The organism is Mycobacterium haemophilum DSM 44634 (genome assembly GCF_000340435.2).
GTDB classification, from domain to species: Bacteria; Actinomycetota; Actinomycetes; order Mycobacteriales; family Mycobacteriaceae; genus Mycobacterium; species Mycobacterium haemophilum.
In genome coordinates this window covers 1-23,525 of the sequence record NZ_CP011883.2, presented here as the reverse complement: position 1 = coordinate 23,525, position 23,525 = coordinate 1, and the positions used below count along the sequence as shown (strand labels likewise).

Genomic DNA, 23,525 nt, shown 5'->3' with positions numbered 1-23,525 from the left:
TCTCGTAGCCAAACTATGCGTGGGACTGCCATCGTTATCGTTGCACCCCGTCCCGCCGACTGTGTTGTCGAGGTAGCCCCGAGGTAAAGATGCCCAAGTCCAAGGTCCGCAAGAAGAACGACTTCACCGTCAACTCGGTGAGCCGCACACCGGTCAAAGTGAAGGTCGGACCGTCCAGTGTGTGGTTCGTTGCATTGTTCGTCGGCCTCATGCTGATCGGCCTCGTCTGGTTGATGGTGTTTCAGTTGGCCGCGCTGGGCGCCCAGGCCCCGACAGCGCTGCACTGGATGGCCCAACTCGGCCCGTGGAACTATGCGATCGCGTTCGCATTCATGATTACCGGTTTGCTGCTCACGATGCGTTGGCATTAGCAGACCCCGCCGACGTGATGAATTCATCTTGCCGTCAATCTTTAACTGAGCCAGCAACCTTGCGGTGACTCAATCACACGCGTGTGATTTATCCCCACTGTTGATAACGGTTGTGGATAAGCGCATCGGCGGTGGTGGGAGGGGCTAAATAACGCATGCAGCAAACAGCATGGGGACCGCGCACGGCGGGAATCGCTGGTTGTGGCGCCGCCGGCGTTGTGATGGCTATCGCATCTGTGACGTTGGCCACAGATGCGCCGGGACGCGTGCTGACCGGGATTGCCGCACTGGGTCTGATCTTGTTTGCCGGCGTGTCCTGGCGCGCGCGTCCAAAGCTGGCAATTACCCCCGATGGTCTGGCGATCCAAGGCTGGTTCCGGACGCAGTTATTCGGGCCGACCGACATCAAGATCATCCGGATCACCGAGTTCCGCCGGTTCGGCCGCAAAGTTCGATTACTCGAAATCGAAGCCGTCAGCGGAGGCTTGGTGATCTTGTCCCGTTGGGACCTCGGAACCGAGCCACTGGAGGTGCTCGACGCGCTCACCGCCGCCGGCTACGCCGGCCGGAAAAGACGGTGAACGAGCGCTTAGTGGCGAGCGCGGCGCAGCCGGACGAAGCGGGTCGCCACCATCGGATCAGGAGATCGTGATCGACTCAATCACGACCGGGTCGGTCGGCCGGTCGTTGCCATCGGTGGCCGTCGTCGAAATCGCGTCGACGACCCGCTGCGAGTCGGAGTCGGTCACTTCGCCGAAGATCGTGTGCCGCCGGTTCAGGTGCGGAGTCTCGCCGACGGTGATGAAGAACTGAGAGCCGTTGGTGCCCGGGCCCGCATTGGCCATAGCCAGCAGGTACGGCTTGTCGAATGAAAGCTCGGGGTGGAATTCGTCGGCGAACTTGTAGCCCGGGCCGCCACGACCCGTCCCGGTTGGATCCCCGCCCTGAATCATGAAGCCTTGGATCACCCGGTGGAAAACCGCCCCATCGTAGAACGGGCCGGAAGGACCACCTGACGCGTTTTGCGTCGAGTACTCCTTGGTGCCCTGCGCCAACCCGACAAAGTTGGCGACAGTCTTGGGTGCGTGGTTTCCGAACAGGGCGACCTTGATGTCGCCGCGGTTGGTGTGCAGCGTGGCAGTGGCGGTCTGAATGGGGCTGTTGGTCACGAGATCACAGTGTGCCATTACCCGCCAGCATGCCCGCATCCGGTGCCACTCGACGGATGCGAGGCGGTCAAAACATGCGAACCTTGCGTACCCGCATTAGGCCCGCGGGCGTCCTGATGATGGCAGGCTGTGGAGGTACCACTCGCAAGAGGCAGGGAAGGCGGCAAATGAGCGTGCAGAGCGTGCAGACGGAAACCCGGTTGACCCCTCGGGAACGGCTGACCCGGGGTCTGACCTACTCAGCACTGGGACCGGTGGACGTCACGCGAGGCGTTGTCGGGCTTGGTGTGCACTCCGCGCGATCGACCGCCTCAGGGTTGCGGCGCCGTTACCGACACGGCGGGCTGGCGTCCGAACTTGCTGCTACCCAAGAAGCGATCGCCCAGGAGCTGGCAGCCGCGCAGCAGGTTGTCGCAAACCTGCCGCAAGCGCTTCGGCAGGCGCGCCGGTCGCAACGCCGCCACACCAAACGCCCGTGGATCATCGCTGGAGCCGCCGTGGTGGTGGTCCTGGCCGGCGGCGCAATCGCTTTCAGCATTGTCCGGCGTTCATCGCGACCGGAGCCGTCACCGCGGCCACCCAGTGTCGACGTGCAACCGCGCCCGTAAGCGGGCAGCCTTGACGGTCGGTGGGTGTGGAAGCTCGCCTAACCATCGCCACTGTTGTCATCAAGGGTTTCCAGCCCACAGCACCGGCCACAGCGTCCTCACGAATTCCGTGGTCAAAATGTGGGCGCCCGCACGTCGCAGAAGCACTTGCCAGTGCGGATCGCACCGGGCGCGGGGGTCACATTAACGTGAGCTGTCTGGAATCGTCCCCATCGATGTCGCCAAGAGCTGTTTCTAGATGATGGCGACTACGAATGATCTTGGCGCCGTTATCTATTAGCAGCTTGTTGCCTGCAGGGGCGTCGAAAAGCTGCAGTGTCAATACGATTTGACCGCGCTGTAGCGCGTATTCCCCTGCGGCTAGTGTCCCACCGGAGTCGCCCGCTTCTACGACGACAAGTGCTTGGCTCAAGCCAGAGATCACTGTGTTGCGAGTCATCGCACCGGAAACGAACCTTTCTGATCAGGCGCGAACTGTGAAACAACCACTACACGCTCGGGGTCCCAGAGTCCTCGGAACTCACCCCGCCGGACGCGGAAGCGGTTGATCCCTTCGGCCAGCACTACGACGGTTGTCCCTCCACTCGCGAGAGCTGCGGTATGAGCTACCGAATCGATGCCCTTTGCATAGCCAGATACCACGGCGTATCCACGGCGATAGACCGCATCCGCACATGCGTGCGCCGCGCGCAATCCTTCGGAACTCGCATGCCGTGAACCGCAAAAACCGATTGCTGGCTGTTCAAGCAGTTCGAGCGGGCCTTTGAAAAATAGAGCGGCGGGCGCCTGCGGCGATGACGCGAGGCGCCGTAGATAGCCGTCCTCGCCAAGCAGGACCGCATCGACTCCACTATCCGATTGTTCTGCGGCTTGATCCTCGACTCCTTGACGATCTTCAGGCCCAAGTGCTTCGGCGACGTCTTCGAATGCACGCATGCCAGAAGCCCGCACCCGTGCGGCAATGATCCGTTGCCCGCCGCCGAATCGCGTTGCAGCTATCGCATGCCGCAGCCGTGTCTCAGTGTCGATTCCCATCGCCTCACCTCCTTGGCGCAGCAGTTACAGGTTCAGATATATATCGAACAGTTGTTCGAATTATTGCGCGGCCCGGCGTGTCTTGCGCGGCCGCCATCATTGCCGCGGCACCCCCGGACCCCGAGCAGTTGTTGCGCAGGGTCATTGACTGGCGCAAGTCTTACGTCCGCGACGTCGTGCTCGGGATCGACGATGCCGCGAAAGTTGTCCCCATTCCCAAATATCCACCGGGTCGGCGCCGCGCTTGAGCGTTGCACCGGCCGCGCTCTACAGTCGCGGCCGCGAGCCACCGCGCATGCCTTCCTGAATCTGTCGCAGCTCGTCACGTGTCACCGGCCCGCCATCGAATGGCTCGTCAGGCATCGCGATCGCTTCCTCTAGTTCCCGCTGCCCCTCATCCGTTGGCCACGGCGTCGCCGACAAAAATTTTGTGGAGCCTAGGGGAATCGAACCCCTGACACCTGCCTTGCAAAGGCGAATCATGCTGCAGGTCAACGGGTTACAGGCGGACCGACGTGCAAAAGGCACAACTGTGGTTAACAGTAGTTATCTGTAACTGTGGTCAAATTGTGGCCACGCGGTGGCCAACATCAATCATCTAAGAATTACCGATTGGCCTTATCGACGCAGCAATGATGCTGAGATTGGGAGACCCAGAGAGTCGAGGCGCTCCACCAGTTCTCCGACGGTCATGGGCGGCCTCTTATAGGCGGCGGCCGCTTCACTCACGGCTTGATGCATCAGAGCACCGTCAAGGTGATAGATGTCTTGGAGGAATGCGTCTGGGTGTTTGGCTTCGATACTGAACTTTTCCAGCTCACCTGATGGAAAGTCCTTTAGGTTCGTCGTAACAATGACTTGGGCGCCGGCCAGGATCGCAGCCGCAAGCACGTGACGATCGTCAGGGTCGGGAAGTGTCAAGGAAGGCACTAGCGCGTTTACGGCCGTCGAGTCGATGAGACAGTCGGGGACCGCCGCGCACATCAGCGCGCGTGTACGAGTCAACTTTGCCGGGTCTAAGTCAGGACGCTTTTCGCGGATCGCGTCGAAAACCTCGTCGAGAATTAGCTCAGACCAACGGGCGCGGTTAAGCCCCATCCGTGCTACGCGGATGAGGACGTCGCGCAGCACGGATGGGAACAGAACGTTCGCGTCGTAGACAACTGTGAAGGTCAGTAGAGTTCCAGATCCTCGGTCAGTTCGGTCAGTTCGTCTGCCGCTTTCTTCGTATCGAGTTCCATCTGTCGCTGGTAAGCACGGACAGACGAAGCCTGGATACGCCTGTGAGTCCCGACTTTTCGGAACTCGATTGCACCGTCTTCTACGAGTTTGATCAGGTACGGCCGCGAGACATTGAGCATGTCAGCGGCCTCTTGGGTTGTCAGCTCAGCATGAGCCGGCATTACCGCAACTGCTCGGCCGGCTGCAGCGCTGGCGAGAATCTGTCGCAGAATCTCGCCTAGGCCGCGTGGCAGCCTAACCACCTTGCTATTACCTTCGATTGTCACATCAACGTCCCCTGAGGACGGAGCTCGCTCGTCGAGGATCTGGTTGAGGGCGCATAGCGCTTGGTTTGCCAGATCAGCGTCGATCGCGTTCGTATCGTCCTCGAATTCTCTCTGTTCCTGGGCCTTCCTGGGCTTCCGGCGTTCTTTCGTGGTGCTCATATCTGCAATATACGAAGCAAACGCAATAATCGCAACGGTGGGATAGGGCCTCTACCTGCGGCTTTGCGGACCTTAAGGCCCGCAAAAGGCCTACAGGAGTGGGTATTCTCCTGGGGTAAGCAACGACCCTCGGAACGCGCAACGCTCGCCTTACGGCGCTTGTAGACAGGTCTACAGGCCGGCGTGGTGCGTGTACGGCCGTCACTTTGGCTGGCGTAAAAATGTGATCCTGGTCACACTATTTGCTTGTTGTCATGGTTTAGACGTATAAGCGCAGCTCAAACGTCAGTAGCCTCATCTGCACCACTAGCCCCGCTGCAACGCTGCCTGGCTCTAGGCCCCTGGTTAGCCTGAAAAGATGGCGACCAAGCGACCACACTTCGTGCCGAGGACATACCTCAGCGCGTGGGCAAATGCTGCCAGCCAGGTTGCGTATCGCCGCCGTGACGGCGGCGCAGCGATCGTAACTAGCGTTGCCAACGTGGCGGTCGCCGGCGGTATCTATGGTGTAGGCCAGCTTGCACAGTATCGCGAGGAGCTCTTTCAGCAGGTCGAGGGGGAGTGGGTTGATCTGCGGCGAGACCTGACCCAGCACGGAGATCTCCGTGGCGAACGTCGTTCCCTGCTAGCAGTATTCGCCGCGCTTCAGCTAAGTAGGACGCTCAAACACTACGAGGGGCACAACTTCATTTGCAACGTAGCGGCCACTACCGATGATCGACCCATTCCGAAAGCAGTAGTCCGCCAGTACATTTCCGACTTGGACGGCGCCGAGCCCGACGACAACGAGGTGGAAGCTGCATGGATGTTCGTCAACGGGACCCCTGGCGGCGAGATACCCACGCCCGAAATGGTTTTCAGTGTCTCGATGGACGTTGCTGTGTCAAAGGTCGCGCCCCACCTCGAAGCGATGAACTGGACGGTTTACAAGTTCGGCAATCCGGTGTTGATAAGCAGTGATTGCCCGGTTCATCCGTCGCGCCGAGCATCCCCAGAGCCACAACGCGGTGGGATCGGCATAGGCAGCGCCGACGAAATCAGGTTTCCGCTTTCCCCGAGCGCGCTACTCGTCATGACCCGCGAAAACCGACATGACAAGCGTGCCACCGCGCCCAACCCCCGAGCGATCAACGCGGAAATGTTCAAGCACTGCCATAAATTCGTAATCGGTACCCCTCAATCGAGGACCGCGATTGACAAGCATGAAATGTCAACGCGGTCACCACGAATCCGATTCGATACGGGACCTGGCTATCGGAAAGCTGCTGATGGCACCGAGGAGTACCTCGGCGAAGTGATCCATATGTACCCCGAATGACGAGCGCTGACCGGCCCCGGGTTTGTCTCGGACGCCCCCATGTCCGGAATTGGGGAACCGTAGAGACCTCCTTTAGCGCACCGTGGCGGTAGGGAGGCTGACCCGGGGTGGGGGTTGCCCACCCCGAGACAAACCGGTGCTGGCCTTCCAGTTAGCTGCCGCCGCCGATGTCGAACGATCCGACCCAGTTGGGCCGGACGATGTTCCAGCCGATCCGCCACGTCGCGCGCAGCAGAACGCTGTCGCTGGAGAACGCCGCGTGCTCGCTAGTGGCGACGCTGACGGGTCCGACGGCTGACACGACCGCGCTGCGGTCCAATACGGCCCCGGTGCTGGGTGCGATGAACCTGTTGACGATGACCGGAAGGTTCAACAGCATTGATGCCGCGTCGGTGGTGCCCGCGCCCAGCAGGCTTTCGTTGGTGCCGACGCCGCCGACCTTCAACTTGCGGAATTCGGCCCACGACATCGGGTCCATCAGGATGTGGGATGGTTGGGCGCCGTTGGATTCCAGCGCGGCCACCAGGTCGATCAAGCCATCCAAATCGGTTGAGATGGTGCCCGCCTCGACGGTGCCGGTGATGTTGGCCAGGCCGACCGGGTTCGACACGCTGGTGACGTAGTCGCGGTCGGCCTTCTTGATGAGGGCGCGGGAAACGGACTGCGCGAGCTGGGTCGCGGTCTGGGCCTGCCGGTATTGCTCGTTGGAGATCTTGACGAGCTGCGCGATCTTCTTTGTCGCAACGGTCACTTCGGCGAGCCCGGGGTCGCTTTCGCTGATGGTGGCGGCCTCGGCCACATAGGCGGCTTCGGCGTCGTTGACGTAGGCGCAGCGGACGACGGGGGTGTCGCCCTCAACAGTGCCGGCGATGGTCGACGTTCGCAGGATCAACGCCGGGCCGACGACTTCGTTGGCGGCGAAGAAAACCTCGTCGGGCCTCCACGCGTAGGCCGACGTGCTCGTGGTGCGAGCGGTCATGGATGGTTCGCTTTCGTTCGGTCACAGCACAATTCAGGGCAGCGCTGTGAAAACTGTTGGTTTTCAACGGCTGCCCGCTGGGCCTGTGCCGGTGCCCCGCTGGGGCGAACGGTGCGGGCCGGATGGCGCCTGGCCGAACAGCGGCCCGCACCAGCTGATTCTACTCGCTGCGGGGACGAAACGCGTCTACGAATGACGGGCGGGCGTCGCCGGCGATCTTGTCATTTGCGGTGACGATGGACGCGGACGGAGCGGACGGCCCCAGTTTGCGCCAATGCCTGTGTGATTCGAGCAGCCCGGTGGCGGTGGCCTCGACCTTGCCGGGGTCGATGTTCCCTGCGTCGTCGAGCACATCGGCGAGCTGGGTGCCGTCGCGCCAGAAGTCCTGTCCGTCGGCGAGATGGGCGCCGGCCAACCGTTCAACCTCTGCCCGCTGCAACGTAGTCAGGCGCTCGGTGAGCCGGTCCCGCTCGGCCCTAGCCTCGTTCCGCTCGGTGCGGTACTTAGCCGCTTCCCGATTCACGTTCTGCTGCTCGTCGAACTCGTGGGCCGCGTCGGCGGACACCCCTTCGGGGTTTTCATCCGCTCCGTTAGAAACCTCGGTGTCGTCCACGGTGGTCTCGACCGTGGTTGCGGTATCGGTGGTTTCGGTCATCAGTTGTTCTCCCTGTTCTCTCGTCGTTGCTTGGCTGCACGTACTTCGGGCAGAGCGCACAGCAAGGCGGTGAGCCGCGTGGCGACCTTTTGGGCTTGCTCTTTAGTCAGCATCATTGCGAACTCGCCGATCTCATCGTCCTCGACGCAGACGCCGATCAGATCGTCGCCGGAATCGGTGAGATGGTAGGTCACTTGAAAGTCGCGGGCCATTGCGACGATGGCGGCGTTGTCGCTCGGGACGTTGGTGGTCATGCTGGTGTCCTTTCGGGTGGTGGTCCAGATTTCGGGGTCCGGGAAGATGACGCGACTCACGAGGCGTCCTGTTTGCTGCAAGAGAAGTGGCGTTCGCCCTGGCCGGCGACCACGGGTTTGCCGCAGATGACACAGCGGGGTAGCTCTCGGCCTTTGAGCCGGACGGTGCGGCGGGTGCGGAGGTCTTGACGGCGGGCATCGAGAGGGGTTGGTGTGGCAGCTTCCAGGGGTGGTGCGGGTAGCAGGGAGCACTCGTGCGCGCTCTGCTCCCTGCTAGGTTCTGCGCTCTGCTCTGCCCCGTCTGACCTCACAGGGAGCGCAGGGAGCTCAGGGAGCACGTCGGGGGGTGCTCCCTGCTTGGTGCCCCCTGCTTTCGATTCGCCCAGCAACGACCAGAACCAGGGGCCGGGATTGAGTGGCCGGTCAGCGATCACGGCCAGCCTGCGCTTGGCCCGCTTGGCTTGATCTTTGGAGAAGCCCGCGGCGTCGGCGGCGGGTGAAGACCTCGGTGGCGCGCATGGATCCGTTTGCCAGCAATTCGGTAAGCCAGCGGTCGACGTCGTGCGGGTCGTCATCTTGGGTGCCGGCCAGCAGATCGCGGGCGTCCCTCGTGGTGTCGCCGAGCCATTCGACCGAGCCGATCTCGGTGGGCCCGTCGGCGCGGGGTGTACGTTGCGCCGGCCGCGGGCCGGGTGAAGCTGGGGGAGTATGCCCAATCCTGGCTTGACTCCAAGCACAAGCTGACGGAGTCGACCCGCGCCCGCTATCAGGTGGTGCTGGACACCGCGCTGGCGAAGTATGCCGATGTGGCGTTGGGGGACATCAGTCGGCGGTTCGTCCGTGAGTGGGTCGCGGATCTGAGTGTGGATCTGGCGCCGGCGTCGGTCCACAAGACGGTCGGTGTTCTGCGCCAGGTACTCGCGATGGCGGTTGATGACAACCGGTTGGCGCTGAACCCGGTCGACGGGGTGGAACTTCCGTCTGTACGGGCTGCCGAGCAACGCTTCCTGACTCTGGAGCAGCTGCACGCCCTGGCCGATGGGGCCGGTGTGCACAGGCCGCTAGTGTACATGCTGGGGACTTGTGGGTTGCGGTTCGGGGAGGTCGCCGAGCTGCGGTGGCGAGACGTCGACATTGAGAACCGGCGGGTGCGGGTGTCGCGGTCGGTGACGCTGGTCGACGGCTCGTTCGTGGTGGGCTCGCCGAAGAACGGGAAAGCCCGCACGGTGAGCGTGCCGGCGTTCGTAGCCGAGCTCCTGGCGCCGGCGGATCCGGACGCCCTGGTGTTCCCTGATACGACGGGCGGCTACATGCGGGGGACCAATGTGCGGCGCCGGTGGTGGTCGCGCGCGGTCACCGCGGCCGAGCTGTTCCCCCGGACGATAACCAACGCGGCCGGGAAGGCGGCGGTCGTGTACGAGTTCAAGTTGCACGAGTTGCGGCACACCGCGGCGTCCCTGGCGATCCAGGCCGGCGCCAACATTAAGGCGCTGCAGAACATGCTCGGCCACGAGTCTGCGGGGCTGACGCTAGACCGCTACGGCCACCTGTACGGGTCCGATGTCGAGGCGGTCGGGGTGGCCATCAACGCCCTATTAACTCGCGATTGTGGTCAAAATGTGGTCACGGAGGGCATTCCGGCCGATACTCGGTGTTGAATACGCAGTATCTGACCTGCGGTTTTGCCTTGTGGAGTGTTCAGAGTCGGTTGATTCTTGATGTTTCTGTGTCGGTTGATCCTTGACACTCTGGGTTATGGGTTAGGCCTGTTCGCGGGTGCGGAAGGCCCGTTTGTTTCTTACCTCGCCGCGGCTGGTGCGCGCGGCGGTCTTGACCAATTCGTGGCCGATGAAGAACCGCAGCAGGTCCCCGTCGACGTGCACATCGCAACGGGTCCCAGCGTGATGGGCTCCCACGCAGACCTGCTGCCAAGCCACACTGACCACGCCGTTGGTGGTCACTCGGCGGCTGACCCAGTCGTCGCCGGTGCGGTCCTCACCCATGAGGGCTGCGGCCGACACAGACGTGCGCGCGTCGGCGGCGAATCTTTCTGCCGGTGTCACCATGTCCAGTCCCTGATGCGGCCGCGTGTTGTTGTAGTACACGATCCACTCATCAAGGGCCTGCTGGGCGGTCTTGATGTTGGCGAAAGGCTTGTGCGCACTGAGGAATTCAGCACGCAGGCTGCGGTGAAACCGCTCGATCTTGCCCGTCGTCGTCGGCGAGCGAGGCTGGGTCAATAAGTGCTCGATCCCGTTCTGGCGGCAGATCGCATCAAAGAGCACTTCCACCGCAGGATGGTTGAACCGACCGGTGAACACCTTGCCGTTATCGGTCAAGATCTGCTCAGGGGCTCCATAGATCACCAGAGCCGCCCGCAACCCGTCGCAGACCGCGCGGGTGCGTTCCCGTGCCATCAACTTCGCCGACACACACATTCGGGAGTGATCGTCGATCCCGGTCAACGCTTTGGCGCTGGTCCCATCAGCCAACGCAAAACCACCCACAATGTCCATCTGCCACAACTCCATCGGCGCACCGCGTTCCCAGCGCTTCCACTTCCGCGAACGCCGATCCCGCAGGCTCGGATCAATCATCGCGGCCCGCACCAACGCCCGATAGGCCGCCGACTCCGACGGCACCGGAGACACACCACGCTTGCCCAGCTCGAACACCAACCGCCGCGGACCCCAATACGGCCGCGACCGACGCAACTCCAACAACTCGGCCTCGACCTGCGCACCCATCTGATGCGGACACGACACCGGCCGATGCGACCGATCCACCAGCCCATCGAGGCCTTCGGCCTCGTAGCGGGCCAACCAGGCATGCAGCGTCTGGCGCGACACCCCCCACTTCTCGGCGACCTGACGAATCGACAAACCATCACTAATAACCGCCAACACGGCCTGATACCTCTGCTCAGCCACGCTCAACTCCCTCATTAAGGGAGTGTCAAGGATCAACCGAAGTAGCTGTCAAGCATCAGCCGAAGCCAAAACATCAAGCATCAACCGACGTCATACATTTTGCCTTGTGGAGCCTAGGGGAATCGAACCCCTGACACCTGCCTTGCAAAGGCAGTGCTCTACCAACTGAGCTAAGGCCCCTCGTCATGATCGGGCATATCAACTTCCGCCACGTGCCAGACCTCGACGCCGCGTCGTGACCGCACCACCGCCGCCACCACAGCGATCAAAACCAGCGGCACCACGAGCCTCACACAACGTCTGGACATGCACATGGTTGTGGGCCTAGGAGGACTCGAACCTCCGACCTCTTCGTTATCAGCGAAGCGCTCTAACCGCCTGAGCTATAGGCCCCTACTCGCGTACGGCCGAGCGACGAGATTACCGCAATGGGCGCTCCACCCCCAAAAAACGGGCACCAGACCAGCATCGTCATAACCTAGTCCAGGTCTGCGAGGGTGACTTCGACGCCGCCGACCAGATCGGTGGTCAGGTTGTAGACAAACGCGGCGATGGTAGCCATCGCGGTCATCAACACGATGTTGACCAGGCCGATCAAGACAGCGCCGCCGAAGATGGTGCTGCTGGAGACAAGTTCTCCGCTGCTGCCGCTGGTGTTGTTCAACAGGTCGCCGACGTTGCTGTTGAGCTTGGCCCACACACCCATGCCGCCGAGCACTAGGTAGAGGAACGCCACCGCGATCATCCAGACAAAGAACAACGCGACCGAAAGCAATAGGGACACCTTTAACGTGCTCCACGGATCGATCCGCCGGATCTGCATGCTGGCCCGCACCGGACCCCGGCTTCGGCGCGATACCTGGACCCGGGCCTCACTGGTTTCTCGGGCTTCGGCGATCGCTGAACGGCCCGTTCCCGGCGTGCCCGAACCGCGATCGGGCGCAGGTTTGCGCGGTACGGCCCGGGGGACTGGTCCGGACAGATCCGGCAACTCGCTGGCGTAAGCCTCGGCGGGTGGGACCTCCTGGCGCGCCGGAACAGGCTCCAATTCCTGTGTCGAATTGTTCTTCCCGGTCAGCTGTGCGCCCACCGCCGGTGCAGCCGTGCCGGAGATAAAGCGGTTCAGCCGGACGTCCGCACCTGGTACCGAGCTCGACGGCCGCGCGTCGGTGTGCGGTTCTGACGGGCGATAACCGGGGTGGGAGGCTCGGGCTGCCCCGCGCTGCCAGGGCGGTGAGTCGTTGGGCTCCGGGCTGCGGCCCCCTGGTAGGCCCCCCGGTGGCCCTCCCGGTGCGGACGTCGCGCGGTGTAGACCAGCACGCTCGACCGAACCATCCCCCATCAGGCTGTCGCCCTGGTTGAGGGCCCTCGGCTCGTTCGGTGACGTCACCCCGACTCCTTACATTGCTACCTTGGCCGCCCGGGCGGTGGCAGTCGCATTATGTCCGGTCGGGCTGAGTATTGCTATCGGGCCCGGAAAAGGCCCGGAAACAGCTAGGTACCCGACTCCTCAGCACCGTCGCTTTCCCCGACATTGTCGTCGGCGCTTTCTTCAGCATTGCGTGCGATGGCTAACAGTGTGTCGCCCTCGCCCAAGTTCATCAACCGAACGCCCTTGGTCTGGCGTCCCGCCTGGCGGACCTGGCGTGCCGTCGTGCGGATTACCCCGCCCCCGGAGGTAATCGCGTACAGCTCACTGTCTTCATCGACCACGACGGCCCCGACCAGGCTGCCGCGTCGACGGTCATACATGACCGTCAGGACACCCTTTCCGCCGCGGCCCTGCACCGGGTACTCCTCGATGGCGGTGCGTTTGGCGTAGCCCCCGGACGTCGCGACAAGCAGGTAGGTGTCTTCGCGAACCACATTCAACGACAACAGCCGGTCATCGGCGTTAAACCGCATGCCCTGCACACCGGAGGTGGCGCGCCCCATCGGGCGCAGCGCCTCGTCGGTCGCCGAGAACCTGATGGACTGGCCGTTGGCCGATACCAGAAGCAGGTCGTCATCGGCCGCGCACAGCACCGCACCGACCAGCTCATCATTGTCACGCAGGTTGATCGCCACGATCCCACCCGAACGGTTGGAGTCGAAGTCGGTCAACTTGGACTTCTTGACCAGACCGTTATGCGTGGCAAGCACCAAGTATGGGGCGTCCTCATAACCGCGGATCTGAATGATCTGGGCAATGCGCTCTTCGGGCTGGAACGCAAGCAGGTTGGCTACGTGCTGCCCGCGCGCCGTCCGAGAGGCCTCCGGCAATTCGTAGGCCTTGGCCCGGTATACCCGGCCCTGGGTGGTGAAGAACAGGATCCAGTCGTGGGTCGAACACACGAAGAAATGCCGGACGATGTCATCCTGTTTCAGCCCGGCGCCCTGAACCCCCTTCCCGCCGCGCTTCTGGCTGCGGTACAGATCGGTCTTGGTGCGCTTGGCGTATCCGGTTTCGGTGATAGTGACGACGACCTCTTCGCGAGCGATCAGGTCCTCATCGTTGACGTCGCCGTCAGCCGCGATGATCCGGGTACGGCGGTCATCGCCGTATTTCTCCGCGATCTCAGCCAGCTCGTCGCGCACGATGCCGCGCTGCCGCTCCGGCTTCGCCAGGATGTCTTCCAGGTCGGCGATCTCGGCCTCGATCTTGGCCAGGTCGTCGATGATGCGCTGACGCTCCAACGCCGCCAGACGCCGCAACTGCATGTCCAGGATGGCCTGGGCCTGGATGTCGTCGATGTCAAGTAGCTCGATCAACCCAGCCCGGGCGATGTCCACGGTCTGCGATGCCCGGATCAGCGCAATGACCTCATCTAGCGCGTCGAGCGCTTTGACCAGTCCGCGCAAAATGTGGGCCCGTTCGTTGGCCTTGCGCAGCCGGTAGGTCGTGCGCCGGACGATGACGTCCAGTTGGTGCTCGACGTAGTGGCGAATCATCTGATCCAGCCGCAGTGTGCGCGGCACACCGTCGACGATCGACAGCATGTTGGCGCCAAAGCTGGTTTGCAACTGGGTGTGCTTGTACAGATTGTTGAGCACGACCTTGGCCACCGCGTCACGCTTGATCTCGACGACGATGCGCACACCCACCCGGTCGCTGCCCTGGTCTTCCACGTTGGAGATGCCGGCGAGCCGGCCGTCACGGACCTGCTCGGCGATCGAGGTGATGAAGTTGTCGTGGTTGACCTGATACGGCAGCTCGGTGATGACCAGCGATGTTCGGCCGCGCGAATCTTCTTCGACCTCAACGACTCCGCGCATTCGGATGGAACCGCGGCCGGTCTTGTAGGCATCGGCGATGCCTTGCGAGCCAACGATCAATCCGGCGGTGGGGAAGTCGGGGCCTTTGACCCGCTCCATGACGGCAGCTAGCGTCGCCTCTTCGTCGGCGTCGTGGTTCTCCAAGCACCAGAACACGGCGTCGGCGAGCTCACGCAGGTTGTGCGGCGGGATATTGGTCGCCATGCCGACCGCGATGCCGCCGGAGCCGTTGGCCAACAGGTTGGGGAACCGGCTGGGCAGCACTGTCGGTTCCTGCACCCGGCCGTCGTAGTTAGGTATGAAATCGACTGTCTCCTCGTCGATCTCGCGCAACATCTCCATCGCCAGCGGGGTGAGCCGGGCCTCGGTGTTGTGGCTGACGAACCCGTTGGTCAGAAACGCGTGGTCCTCGGTATCAACGCGCAGGCTGAACACCGGCTGGACGCCGGCGTCGGTTACGGACGCGACGCGTGCGTAGTAGAACCGGCCATCGGTGAGGTCGGTGGCGATGGCGCGGACATCGGGATCAGCGATGTGGGCCAGGATCTCGGCGCTGCGGGTGCGCCAACGTTGGATACGGTCGACATTGTGTCGATTGAGCCAATCTTTGTCGACCCACCGGCTGCCGCAGTGTTTACGAATGAACTTGGCCAGTCCCGGGACGTGATCGGTATCCATGCCAGCGCATGGGGGCATGGAACTCAGGATTTGGGTTAGCTTGGTTTGCTTAGCGCCGCCGAAACCGACTTGTGTCGCGAACATTTCGGCTTGGGCGCGGTTGGTGATGACGACCTTGTACTCACCAACCGCATGGCGGTAACGCTTAGATACCACCCCGAACTCGAGCAGCATCTGCTGGACATCGGCGGCCAGCCGCTCACTGCGCGTCGAGTAGGAGATTTGAATCGTATTGCGCGGCAATCTCGAGCACGATCCATCACCTTCAAACAACGCTTGAAGGAACACTCGTTTGACGGCGGCGGGGGAGTGCCACAGCCAGCTGGGGACCGACTTGTCCACAGACCGCTGCCCGCACAAATCGCCGAGTCTTGTCTTCTTGAATTCGCTGAGGTTGTGAACATCGAGTTCGAGCAGCGTCGACCCCGAGGCGATGGTCCGAGACGATATATAGCGCCGGCCACCCACAACCGCGTCGTACGCGCTAACGACCATGGTGAAGTAGTCGCGGTCAAGGTTGTTGAATCCAGCACGAGCCTCGGACACGAAGCCCTCACTGATAAAGGCTCCGAGCAGCAGTGCTTCCATCGTGGAATGCCAGTCCGCCGGACCAAACTCCACCGGCGGGGTCCGCTGCAGTGCGACGTAGTCGTCGGGTCGGATTTCCTCAATCAGCTTCCATAGCAACGTGGGTACGCCGCCGACGTCGACTAGGCACAGCAACGGGTGGTTCGCGGTGCCGGTGACCTCATAGCCTTCAGCGGTGCGCACCGTGTAGGTCTGATGCTCGCCCGAATGAAACAGGCGGTCGGCCGCGACGGGGTTTCCGTGCCGGTCGAGGACCTTCAATTCGACTGTATTGTCAGAGTTAGGACGGGCTTCACGGACTACATCGCCAATCCGCATCGACTGCCCAAATGGCAGGCGCACCAATGCATCTCCGGAGCAACAGTAGCGCATCGCAGCCGGCGGATCGTTGCCCGGCGAGCCGAAGTTGCCCTGGCCATCAACGAGCGGATAGCGCAGCGACCATGGCTGTGCCATCCGCACTAAGGTGTCGTAAATCGATGCGTCGCCGTGCGGATGGTAGTTGCCCATGGTCTCGGCGACCGACCGCGCCGATTTCGCGTGGCTGCGGTCCGGGCGGAACCCAGAGTCGAACATCGCGTACAGCACCCGCCGGTGCACCGGTTTGAGGCCGTCACGCACTTCCGGCAACGCGCGGCCGACGATCACGCTCATCGCGTAATCGATGTAGCTGCGCTGCATTTCCTGCTGAATATCGACCGGCTCGATCCGCTCGATGGAACCGTCACCCGGTGGCAGCGTGGTATCAGTCATTTATTCCTCGTTTGCATCGCACGTCGAAGGCATGTCCGGTTGGTTAGACATCCAGGAATCGAACGTCCTTGGCATTACGGGTGATAAAGCTTCGGCGCGCGTCGACGTCCTCACCCATCAAGATGGAGAACAACTCGTCGGCCGCTGCCGCGTCATCCAGTGTGACTTGGCGCAAAACTCGCACCGACGGATCCATCGTGGTTTCCCACAGCTCTTTGGCATCCATTTCACCTAGACCTTTGTAGCGTTGGATGCCGTCTTCTTTGTTGATCTTCTTGCCGGCCTTGAGCCCGGCCTCCAACAGCCCGTCGCGCTCGCGATCGGAGTAGGCAAATTCCGGATCGGTGCGCTGCCACTTCAACTTGTAGAGCGGCGGCTGCGCCAAGAACACGTGCCCGTGTTCGATGAGCGGCCGCATGAACCGGAACAGTAAGGTCAATAACAGCGTCGAGATGTGCTGGCCGTCGACGTCGGCGTCGGCCATCAACACAATCTTGTGGTAGCGCAGCTTGGAGATGTCGAATTCGTCATGGATCCCGGTGCCCAGTGCCGTAATGATTGCCTGGACTTCGGTGTTCTTCAGCACCCGGTCGATGCGTGCCTTTTCCACGTTGATGATCTTGCCGCGCAACGGAAGGATCGCCTGGAACATTGAATCGCGACCGCTCTTTGCCGAGCCACCGGCCGAATCACCTTCCACTACATACAGTTCCGACTTCCGGGGATCAGTAGAGCGGCAGTCGGCCAGTTTACCAGGCAGCCCACCAAGATCGGTAGCGCTCTTGCGGCGTACCAACTCTCGTGCTTTGCGTGCCGCGATTCGGGCTTGCGCCGACGATACCGCCTTATTTACAACCACTTTCGCATCTGCGGGGTTGGCTTCAAACCAGTGGGTGAGCTGCTCATTGCAGACCTTCTGCACGAACGATTTGACCTCGGTGTTACCGAGCTTGGTCTTGGTCTGTCCCTCGAATTGTGGCTCGCTGACCTTCACCGAGATAACCGCCGCCAGGCCTTCGCGGATATCGTCGCCCGTCAGGTTGGGGTCTTTGTCCTTGAGCAGTTTCTTGTCTTTGGCGTACTTGTTCACCACTGACGTCAAGGCGCTGCGGAAACCCTCTTCGTGGGTGCCGCCCTCGTGGGTGTTGATCGTGTTCGCGAAGGTGTGCACTGACTCCGAGTAGCCACCGTTCCACTGCATCGCAATTTCGACCTCATGACCGGCGCCTTTGCCGTCAAAGTCAATGATGCTCTGCTGAATCGGGCTCTTGGTCCGGTTGATGTGCTTGACGAAGTCCACCAGGCCGCCGGGGTAGTGGAACGTGCGGTGTTTGACCTTGTGCGGCGCGCTCGACTCGGCCGCCTTTTCTTCGGCGGTCTTGGGCGCCTCGGCCGTGTCGCTGACGACCTCGTCGACAACCTCGTCCTGCTTAACCCGCTCGTCGATGAGATTGATCGTCAAACCCTTGTTCAGGAACGCCATTTCCTGAAGCCGCCGCGCCACCGTCTCGAAGTCGTACTCGGTGGTTTCGAAGATGTCAGGATCTGCCCAGAACCTGATCGTTGTTCCCGTCTTCTTGGTGGCTTCACCCTGTTTGAGAGTGCCTGGCACGGCCCGGTCGTAGAACTGTGACCATTCGTGTCCGTCGCGTTTGATGTCGACCTCAAGTCGGGTGGACAGTGCGTTGACCACCGACACACCGACCCCGTGCAAACCGCCACTGACGTTATAGCCGCTGTTCTCACCACCGAACTTGCCGCCGGCGTGCAATTGGGTCATGACGACGTCGACGGTCGGCACCCCGGTGGCATGCATCGCCACCGGAATACCACGACCGTTGTCGGCGACCTCGACGCTGCCGTCGTCGAGTAGCCGCACATCGACTTGCGTGGCATAACCGGCCATCGCCTCGTCTACCGAGTTGTCCACCACCTCCCATATGAGGTGGTGCAGACCGCGCTCACCGGTCGACCCGATGTACATACCGGGACGTTTACGAACGGCCTCCAGCCCTTCAAGAATGGTGATGGATGCAGCGCCGTATTCCTCTTGGGCCTTCTTCTGGGCAGCCACGGTCCGAGTGCTCTCCTTGGGGTTGCATTGCGAGCGGTCCAGTCACCGCAGCGGTCGCACCCCTTCACTCTACCGTGATCGATTGTCAGCACCGATTTTCTGGGGGCGTTTCTGCCTATCTGGTCGCGTCGTGCGCTCGATATCTTCATTCACGGAACGTCCCGACGTTAGCCATGCTGGTCTGTTTCGTTCTGGCGGCTCTGAGCCGGTGCTCGGCTAGCCGTAGGTATCGCGCGGCCCTCTGCCAGCGATGTGCCGCGGCCCCTTCCGCCATGACGGTGCGGCCGGACCAGTGATTTTCAGTGACGTCACCACACCATGGCCGACGGCCGCCGCGATCTTGGCCAGCAGCTGTGCCTGCATCATCCGCAACTGGGTAGCCCAGGCTGTCGATTCGGCTGCGACGCTGAGCACACCATTGTTGAGTCCGATCGGGGACGCATGGTCGGCGATCTGTCCGCCGACCACCGACGCCCACTGACCGAACACCATGCCCTCGGCAACCTGCGCAGACCAACCGCGTTTTTTCGCCAGATCACGTGCCACCTTGCCCAGGGGCTGCGGATCACGGACATCGGGCCCCGGACCCGACCAGCTCCGACGTTGACCTGCAACGCGGCGTGGAGCGGGCGGTAAGACGCGCCCGCGACCGGCGTCTTTTCCCTGCGCACGAGCCGCAGCGCGGGCTTCCTCAAGAGTGCGCCTAACCAAGTCGATACCCGTCAACGCGCTTAGCGATTCGGTGCAATCACGGTCAGGCGACTCGTTGGACTCGGTCACGGTTGCACCACAGATACCCGTCCCGAATCGCTGTCGCACAGATCGATGGTCACCCGCCTAGCGTCCCAGCCCGCGGGAATGTCCTCCAGCACCGCCGCGGTTACCAACACCTGCTCCGCTGACTCCGCCACTGCTGCCAATGCCCGACGACGGGCGGCATCGAGTTCGGCAAATACATCGTCAAGCAGCAACACTGGTTCGCTGCCATCGGCACGTAATAGCTCATAGGCCGCCAGCCGCAGCGCTACCGCCAACGACCACGATTCCCCGTGGCTAGCAAAGCCTTTGGCGGGTTGGTCGCCGAGTCGCAACTCGAGGTCATCGCGATGCGGACCGACCAGGCACATGCCGCGTTCCAACTCGGCGTCCCGACGCGCCGACAACGCAGCTAACAGATCGGCTTGTAGCGAGCCGCGGTCGCTGCTCCCAACACCTGCGGCACCCCCGATCTCGAGGCTGGCGCGGTAGCTGATCGACGCGGCGCGCGATCCCGGTGCCAGCAGCTGATACGCCTTTCCCACTTCTGGCGCCAACTGGTTCACCAAGTCGATGCGTGCGGCCATCAACTCGGCGCCGTGCTCAGCCAATCGGGTGTCCCACACGTCGAGAGTGTCCAGCGCACCCTGGTCACTTCGATACCGCGCCGCCGCGAGAGACTTCAGCAATGCGGTGCGCTGCCGCAGCACTTTGTCGTAGTCGGCGCGCACCGCGGCGATCACCGGCCGGCGCACGGTCGCCAAATCATCCAAGTAACGGCGCCGATCGGCAGGATCTCCACGAACTAACGCCAAGTCTTCGGGAGCAAACAGCACCGCTCGCAATACCCCAACCACCTCGCGCATACCGCGCACAGGTGAACGGTTCAATCGCGCCTTGTTCGCCCGTCCTGCCGCGATCTCCAGATCAATCGCACATTCCCTACCTTCATTAACGACGATCGTCGAAACTACGGCCCGGATTGTGCCCGCTCTGATTAACGGCATATCGGTCCCCACCCGGTGCGAACCTAAGGTGGTCGAATACCACAGTGCTTCAATCAGATTCGTCTTGCCATTACCATTGGGGCCGACGAACACGGTCCGGCCTGGATGCAATTCGAGGTCGGCGTGAGCCCAGGACCGAAAGTCACGCAATCCCAAATGCCGGACGTACACCTATCCAGGCAACCGAACTGGCATCAGCAGGTACACATAGTCGGTTGGCAGCGCGGGGAAGGGGCCGCCGTGCGTCGGAGGGACATCGTCATTAGACGCTGGACGCAGCAACGCGGGTTTGCCCGGTGTCGTGAAACCAAATGACACCCGTTCTGCATGCACCGAGGCAAGTCCATCGGTCAGATAGCTCGGGTTGAACGCGATGGTCAACGGTTCACCGGCAAAATCGACGGCGAGATCTTCTTCGGCTCGGCCCACATCGTCAGCGCCGGCGGAAAGCCGCAGCATGCCGTCGCCAAATTCCATGCGCACTTGCGCGCCACGGTCAGCTACCAACGCCACCAGCTTGATCGCCTCGGTCAACTCGGCCACGTTGATGGTGGCCACCGCGGTGTGCTCAGCCGGCAACAACTGCCGGAACTTCGGAAACTCGGCGTCAAGAAGCCGGGTGGTGCTGCGCTTACCGCCACCGCTGATGCCGAGCAGCCCGTCCTTTCCGACGCCGGTTCCAGCGCCCAATGACAGGCAAACGTCAGAGCCGTCGGTCCCGGCTTTGGCAGCCTCCGCCAACGTTTTGGCTGGCACTAGCACCGCCGCCTCGATGTCCGACGACAACGCCGACCATGTCAACTCGCGGACTGCCAGACGGAATCTATCGGTGGCGGCCAAAACCACCGTGTCACCTGAGATCTCGACCCGAATCCCGGTCAGCATGGGCAGTGTGTCGTCGCGGCCGGCCGCGATAGCAACCTGACCGATCGCCTCAGCGAACAGATCCGACGGCAACGTCCCAGTCTCGTCCGGCAACGTCGGCAGCGTGGGGTAATCCTCAACCGCCATCGTCGGCAACGAGAACCTAGCATTTCCGCAAGTCAAGGCGACCCGATTACCGTCCACGTAGAAGTCAACCGGCTTGTTCGGAAGCGCCCGGGTGATATCTGACAACAACCTTCCAGATACCAAAACGCTTCCAGGAGAAGCTATTTCGGCAGCAACCTGAACTTCGGCAGAAACCTCATAGTCGAATCCAGAGATCGTCAGGCCGCTATCCGAACCGGTCAGCAGCACACCGGATAGCACCGGTACCGCCGGCCTGGTGGGCAGATTTTTCGCCACCCACGACACCGCGTCGGCGAACGACTCGCGTGCCAAACGAAATTTCAAATCGCTGAGGCCAGCATTGGTCGTGGCCGGGTCCATGGCGTCCCTTCACCTAAGAATCAGTTGAAATCCAGTGGCTAGCCTCCCCCGCTAGCGTGGGGCCCACCGCAACGAACGCCGGTGACACGCAGTGCGCCACGACGCCCGCAACGGCAGTCGAAGAACAACCGTAGATCTTCGAGCGCCAACTTAAAAGCTAGGCGACGACGGTGACAACCACGGTTGCGGTCACGTCAAGGCGTCCTGTGCAACGCAACATCCCCAGTGCCGTTCTTCAAACAAGAAATAACGGAGAGATCTCGGTATCAGTATTAAGGGGTGTGAATTTTGGGGACAACCAGGTCTTATTGCAGCTAGAAGAGCTGTTGAAGTGTGGATGTCGGTGTTGATAACTGCAGGGTCTGTGATCCGCCGCTGTGGATCAACTATGGGTGTGCACGGAATCGGGGATTGGTGCACGTCGGTATACCTAGTTTGTCCACAGAAGTGCACACACCTTGGGGATGTGGCTGGTGTGACGTGCGTGCAAGAAGTTTTTTCCGAAGGATGCACGTGTTGTGCACCGAGAGTCAGCGCTTGGACCGCTGTCGGATGCGAGTGGTGAGTTCTTTGACGTGATCGAACACCTCGCGTCGCTCGGCCATCTCGGACAAGATCTTTCGCTGGGCGTACATCACCGTGGTGTGGTCACGGCCGAATGCTTGGCCGATCTTGGGCAGCGAGAGGTCGGTGAGCTCACGACACAGATACATCGCGATCTGGCGTGACTGGGCCAGCGCTCGGGTTTTGCCCGGCCCGCGGAGTTCTTCGATGGTGGTGTCGAAGTATTCGGCGGTGGCCGCCATGATGGTCGCCGAACTGATTTGCATCGTGCTGGCGTCTGCGATCAGGTCGCGCAGCACGATCTCCGCTAATGCTTTGTCGATTGGAGTCTTGTTCAGCGAGGCAAACGCGGTGACCCTGATGAGAGCTCCCTCGAGCTCGCGGATGTTGCGTTCGATGCTGCTGGCGATGAGCTCGAGGACATCGTCAGGCACCGCGAGGCGTTCCATCTGTGCTTTCTTGCGCAGGATGGCGATGCGGGTTTCCAGTTCAGGGGGTTGTACGTCGGTAATGAGCCCCCACTCGAACCGGGTCCTCAATCGGTCCTCGAGGGTGGCGAGCTGTTTCGGCGGGCGGTCAGAAGAGATGACGATTTGCTTGTTGGCGTTATGCAAGGTGTTGAAGGTATGGAAGAACTCTTCTTGGATACCTTCTTTACCCTCGATGAACTGGATGTCATCGACGAGCAGCACATCGACGTCGCGGTAGCTGCGCTTGAACGCGACCTTGCGGTCGTCACGGAGCGAGTTGATGAAGTCGTTGGTGAATTCCTCGGTGGAGACGTATTTGACCCGCATGCCTGGAAACAGCCGCTGCGCGTAGTTGCCGGCGGCGTGCAACAGATGTGTTTTGCCAAGACCCGACTCGCCCCAAATGAAAAGAGGGTTGTAGGCCCGGGCTGGTGCTTCGGCGATCGCTAGCGCGGCGGCATGTGCGAACCGATTCGAGGCGCCAATGACGAACGTTTCGAAGGTGTAGCGGCGATTGAGGCTGGTACCTCCTACGGCGGCCGATTCGGCATGGCGTGGACGTTCGGTGAAGTAGGCTGGCCAACCCTGGTGCCCGTCCGCAAGAGGCTCCCCGTAATTCTCGTCGGTATCTGTGCCGCAATCGTCTGCTGGAAGGACTTCGGCTGGTGGGATGGATTCTGCTGGTGGGAAATTGTCGTCAACGTTGTCGGCAGCGGGCGGTGCGATGCGGACCCCGAGTTGTATCTGTTGTCCGAGTCGACGGCTGAGTGCATCGGTGATCGGTGTGCGCAGATGACGTTCAATCTCATTTTGGACAAAGCTGCTGGGCACCGATAAAAGAGCAAATCCCTCGACGATGGTGAGCGGCTGAACAAGATTCAGCCATGCTCTTTGCTGAGGAGTTAGCGGAGTGACGAGGGCGTTGTCGTTGGTGGCTCCGTCGTCCGCGTTGGATTCGCCGTTGAGTTCGGAGACGACCGCGTTCCAAACCGTGGTGAAACCTAGACCAGGGTCATCGGTCAA

The 23,525-nt window shown here is 61.8% G+C and carries 23 protein-coding genes and 2 tRNA genes; 7 read left to right on the top strand and 18 right to left on the bottom strand.

Annotated features, from left to right (window positions below; all coding sequences use genetic code 11):
* The first annotated feature begins 89 nt into the window (after positions 1–89).
* On the top strand, positions 90–371 hold the full coding sequence (gene crgA / locus B586_RS00120; RefSeq protein ID WP_054879040.1) for a cell division protein CrgA: 282 nt from the start codon (positions 90–92) through the stop codon (positions 369–371).
* 155 nt (positions 372–526) lie between these two features.
* A complete protein-coding gene (locus tag B586_RS00115; RefSeq protein ID WP_054879041.1) occupies positions 527–952 on the top strand; it encodes a PH domain-containing protein in 426 nt (141 codons plus the stop codon).
* A gap of 57 nt (positions 953–1,009) precedes the next feature.
* Here the strand turns inward: B586_RS00115 and B586_RS00110 are convergent, their stop codons facing one another.
* A complete protein-coding gene (locus B586_RS00110; RefSeq protein WP_047315667.1) occupies positions 1,010–1,558 on the bottom strand; it encodes a peptidylprolyl isomerase in 549 nt (182 codons plus the stop codon).
* A 149-nt stretch (positions 1,559–1,707) separates the two neighbouring features.
* On the opposite strand from B586_RS00110, the gene cwsA reads away from it, so the two are divergent.
* Positions 1,708–2,148, top strand: a complete 441-nt coding sequence (gene cwsA / locus B586_RS00105; RefSeq protein ID WP_047315666.1) for a cell wall synthesis protein CwsA — start codon at positions 1,708–1,710, stop codon at positions 2,146–2,148.
* Between the two features lie 178 nt (positions 2,149–2,326).
* On the opposite strand, the gene B586_RS22365 is transcribed toward cwsA, so the two are convergent.
* On the bottom strand, positions 2,327–2,587 hold the full coding sequence (locus tag B586_RS22365) for a DNA-processing protein DprA (RefSeq protein WP_054879042.1): 261 nt from the start codon (positions 2,585–2,587) through the stop codon (positions 2,327–2,329).
* Complete coding sequence (locus B586_RS00095) at positions 2,584–3,084, bottom strand: DNA-processing protein DprA (RefSeq protein WP_168162491.1); 501 nt, start codon at positions 3,082–3,084, stop codon at positions 2,584–2,586. Before B586_RS00095 ends, B586_RS22365 begins: the two co-directional genes overlap by 4 nt.
* A gap of 176 nt (positions 3,085–3,260) precedes the next feature.
* On the opposite strand from B586_RS00095, the gene B586_RS20605 reads away from it, so the two are divergent.
* Positions 3,261–3,431 (top strand): hypothetical protein, encoded by a 171-nt coding sequence (locus tag B586_RS20605; RefSeq protein ID WP_156406672.1) that lies wholly within the window; start codon positions 3,261–3,263, stop codon positions 3,429–3,431.
* A 370-nt stretch (positions 3,432–3,801) separates the two neighbouring features.
* Here B586_RS20605 and B586_RS00090 read toward each other — a convergent pair whose 3' ends face one another.
* Both B586_RS00090 and B586_RS00085 read right to left on the bottom strand, forming a co-directional pair.
* On the bottom strand, positions 3,802–4,359 hold the full coding sequence (locus B586_RS00090; protein ID WP_054879044.1) for a PIN domain-containing protein: 558 nt from the start codon (positions 4,357–4,359) through the stop codon (positions 3,802–3,804).
* Positions 4,356–4,850, bottom strand: a complete 495-nt coding sequence (locus B586_RS00085) for a helix-turn-helix domain-containing protein (RefSeq protein WP_082607454.1) — start codon at positions 4,848–4,850, stop codon at positions 4,356–4,358. Before B586_RS00085 ends, B586_RS00090 begins: the two co-directional genes overlap by 4 nt.
* Positions 4,851–5,208: 358 nt before the next feature.
* Here B586_RS00085 and B586_RS00080 point away from each other — a divergent pair, with 358 nt between their 5' ends.
* A complete protein-coding gene (locus tag B586_RS00080) occupies positions 5,209–6,168 on the top strand; it encodes a DUF4238 domain-containing protein (RefSeq protein ID WP_054879045.1) in 960 nt (319 codons plus the stop codon).
* 151 nt (positions 6,169–6,319) lie between these two features.
* On the opposite strand, the gene B586_RS00075 is transcribed toward B586_RS00080, so the two are convergent.
* From B586_RS00075 to B586_RS00065, 3 genes are all read right to left on the bottom strand, one after another.
* Complete coding sequence (locus B586_RS00075) at positions 6,320–7,147, bottom strand: phage major capsid protein (protein WP_054879046.1); 828 nt, start codon at positions 7,145–7,147, stop codon at positions 6,320–6,322.
* A gap of 160 nt (positions 7,148–7,307) precedes the next feature.
* Positions 7,308–7,802: a hypothetical protein gene (locus B586_RS00070; RefSeq protein ID WP_054879047.1), complete on the bottom strand. Its 495-nt coding sequence runs from the start codon at positions 7,800–7,802 to the stop codon at positions 7,308–7,310.
* Positions 7,802–8,116 (bottom strand): hypothetical protein, encoded by a 315-nt coding sequence (locus B586_RS00065; protein ID WP_054879048.1) that lies wholly within the window; start codon positions 8,114–8,116, stop codon positions 7,802–7,804. Before B586_RS00065 ends, B586_RS00070 begins: the two co-directional genes overlap by 1 nt.
* Positions 8,117–8,524: 408 nt before the next feature.
* Between B586_RS00065 and B586_RS00060 the strand changes: the two genes are divergently transcribed.
* Both B586_RS00060 and B586_RS00055 read left to right on the top strand, forming a co-directional pair.
* Positions 8,525–8,752, top strand: coding sequence for a hypothetical protein (locus B586_RS00060; RefSeq protein WP_054879049.1), 228 nt, complete (start codon positions 8,525–8,527; stop codon positions 8,750–8,752).
* A complete protein-coding gene (locus B586_RS00055) occupies positions 8,722–9,714 on the top strand; it encodes a tyrosine-type recombinase/integrase (protein WP_054879050.1) in 993 nt (330 codons plus the stop codon). The genes B586_RS00060 and B586_RS00055 overlap by 31 nt, the downstream gene beginning before the upstream one ends.
* Before the next feature lie 102 nt (positions 9,715–9,816).
* On the opposite strand, the gene B586_RS00050 is transcribed toward B586_RS00055, so the two are convergent.
* The 10 genes from B586_RS00050 to dnaA all read right to left on the bottom strand — a co-directional run bounded on the left by B586_RS00050 (position 9,817) and on the right by dnaA (position 23,525).
* On the bottom strand, positions 9,817–11,001 hold the full coding sequence (locus B586_RS00050) for an IS481 family transposase (protein ID WP_054879051.1): 1,185 nt from the start codon (positions 10,999–11,001) through the stop codon (positions 9,817–9,819).
* Positions 11,002–11,093: 92 nt separating this feature from the next.
* Positions 11,094–11,166, bottom strand: a tRNA-Ala gene (locus tag B586_RS00045).
* 139 nt (positions 11,167–11,305) lie between these two features.
* Positions 11,306–11,379, bottom strand: a tRNA-Ile gene (locus B586_RS00040).
* Positions 11,380–11,464: 85 nt separating this feature from the next.
* Positions 11,465–12,376, bottom strand: a complete 912-nt coding sequence (locus B586_RS00035) for a DUF3566 domain-containing protein (RefSeq protein WP_054879052.1) — start codon at positions 12,374–12,376, stop codon at positions 11,465–11,467.
* 104 nt (positions 12,377–12,480) lie between these two features.
* Positions 12,481–16,260, bottom strand: a complete 3,780-nt coding sequence (gene gyrA, locus B586_RS00030) for an intein-containing DNA gyrase subunit A (protein ID WP_054879053.1) — start codon at positions 16,258–16,260, stop codon at positions 12,481–12,483.
* A gap of 43 nt (positions 16,261–16,303) precedes the next feature.
* Entirely contained in the window at positions 16,304–18,334 is a 2,031-nt protein-coding gene (gene gyrB, locus B586_RS00025; protein WP_047315663.1) for a DNA topoisomerase (ATP-hydrolyzing) subunit B, read from the bottom strand.
* Between the two features lie 216 nt (positions 18,335–18,550).
* Complete coding sequence (locus tag B586_RS00020) at positions 18,551–19,114, bottom strand: DUF721 family protein (protein WP_054879054.1); 564 nt, start codon at positions 19,112–19,114, stop codon at positions 18,551–18,553.
* Positions 19,111–20,268 carry a DNA replication/repair protein RecF gene (gene recF / locus B586_RS00015; protein ID WP_054879055.1) on the bottom strand — a complete coding sequence of 386 codons (1,158 nt, stop codon included), beginning with the start codon at positions 20,266–20,268 and terminating at the stop codon, positions 19,111–19,113. Before recF ends, B586_RS00020 begins: the two co-directional genes overlap by 4 nt.
* Entirely contained in the window at positions 20,269–21,468 is a 1,200-nt protein-coding gene (gene dnaN, locus B586_RS00010; RefSeq protein ID WP_054879056.1) for a DNA polymerase III subunit beta, read from the bottom strand.
* A 530-nt stretch (positions 21,469–21,998) separates the two neighbouring features.
* Positions 21,999–23,525, bottom strand: coding sequence for a chromosomal replication initiator protein DnaA (dnaA, locus tag B586_RS00005; protein WP_054879057.1), 1,527 nt, complete (start codon positions 23,523–23,525; stop codon positions 21,999–22,001).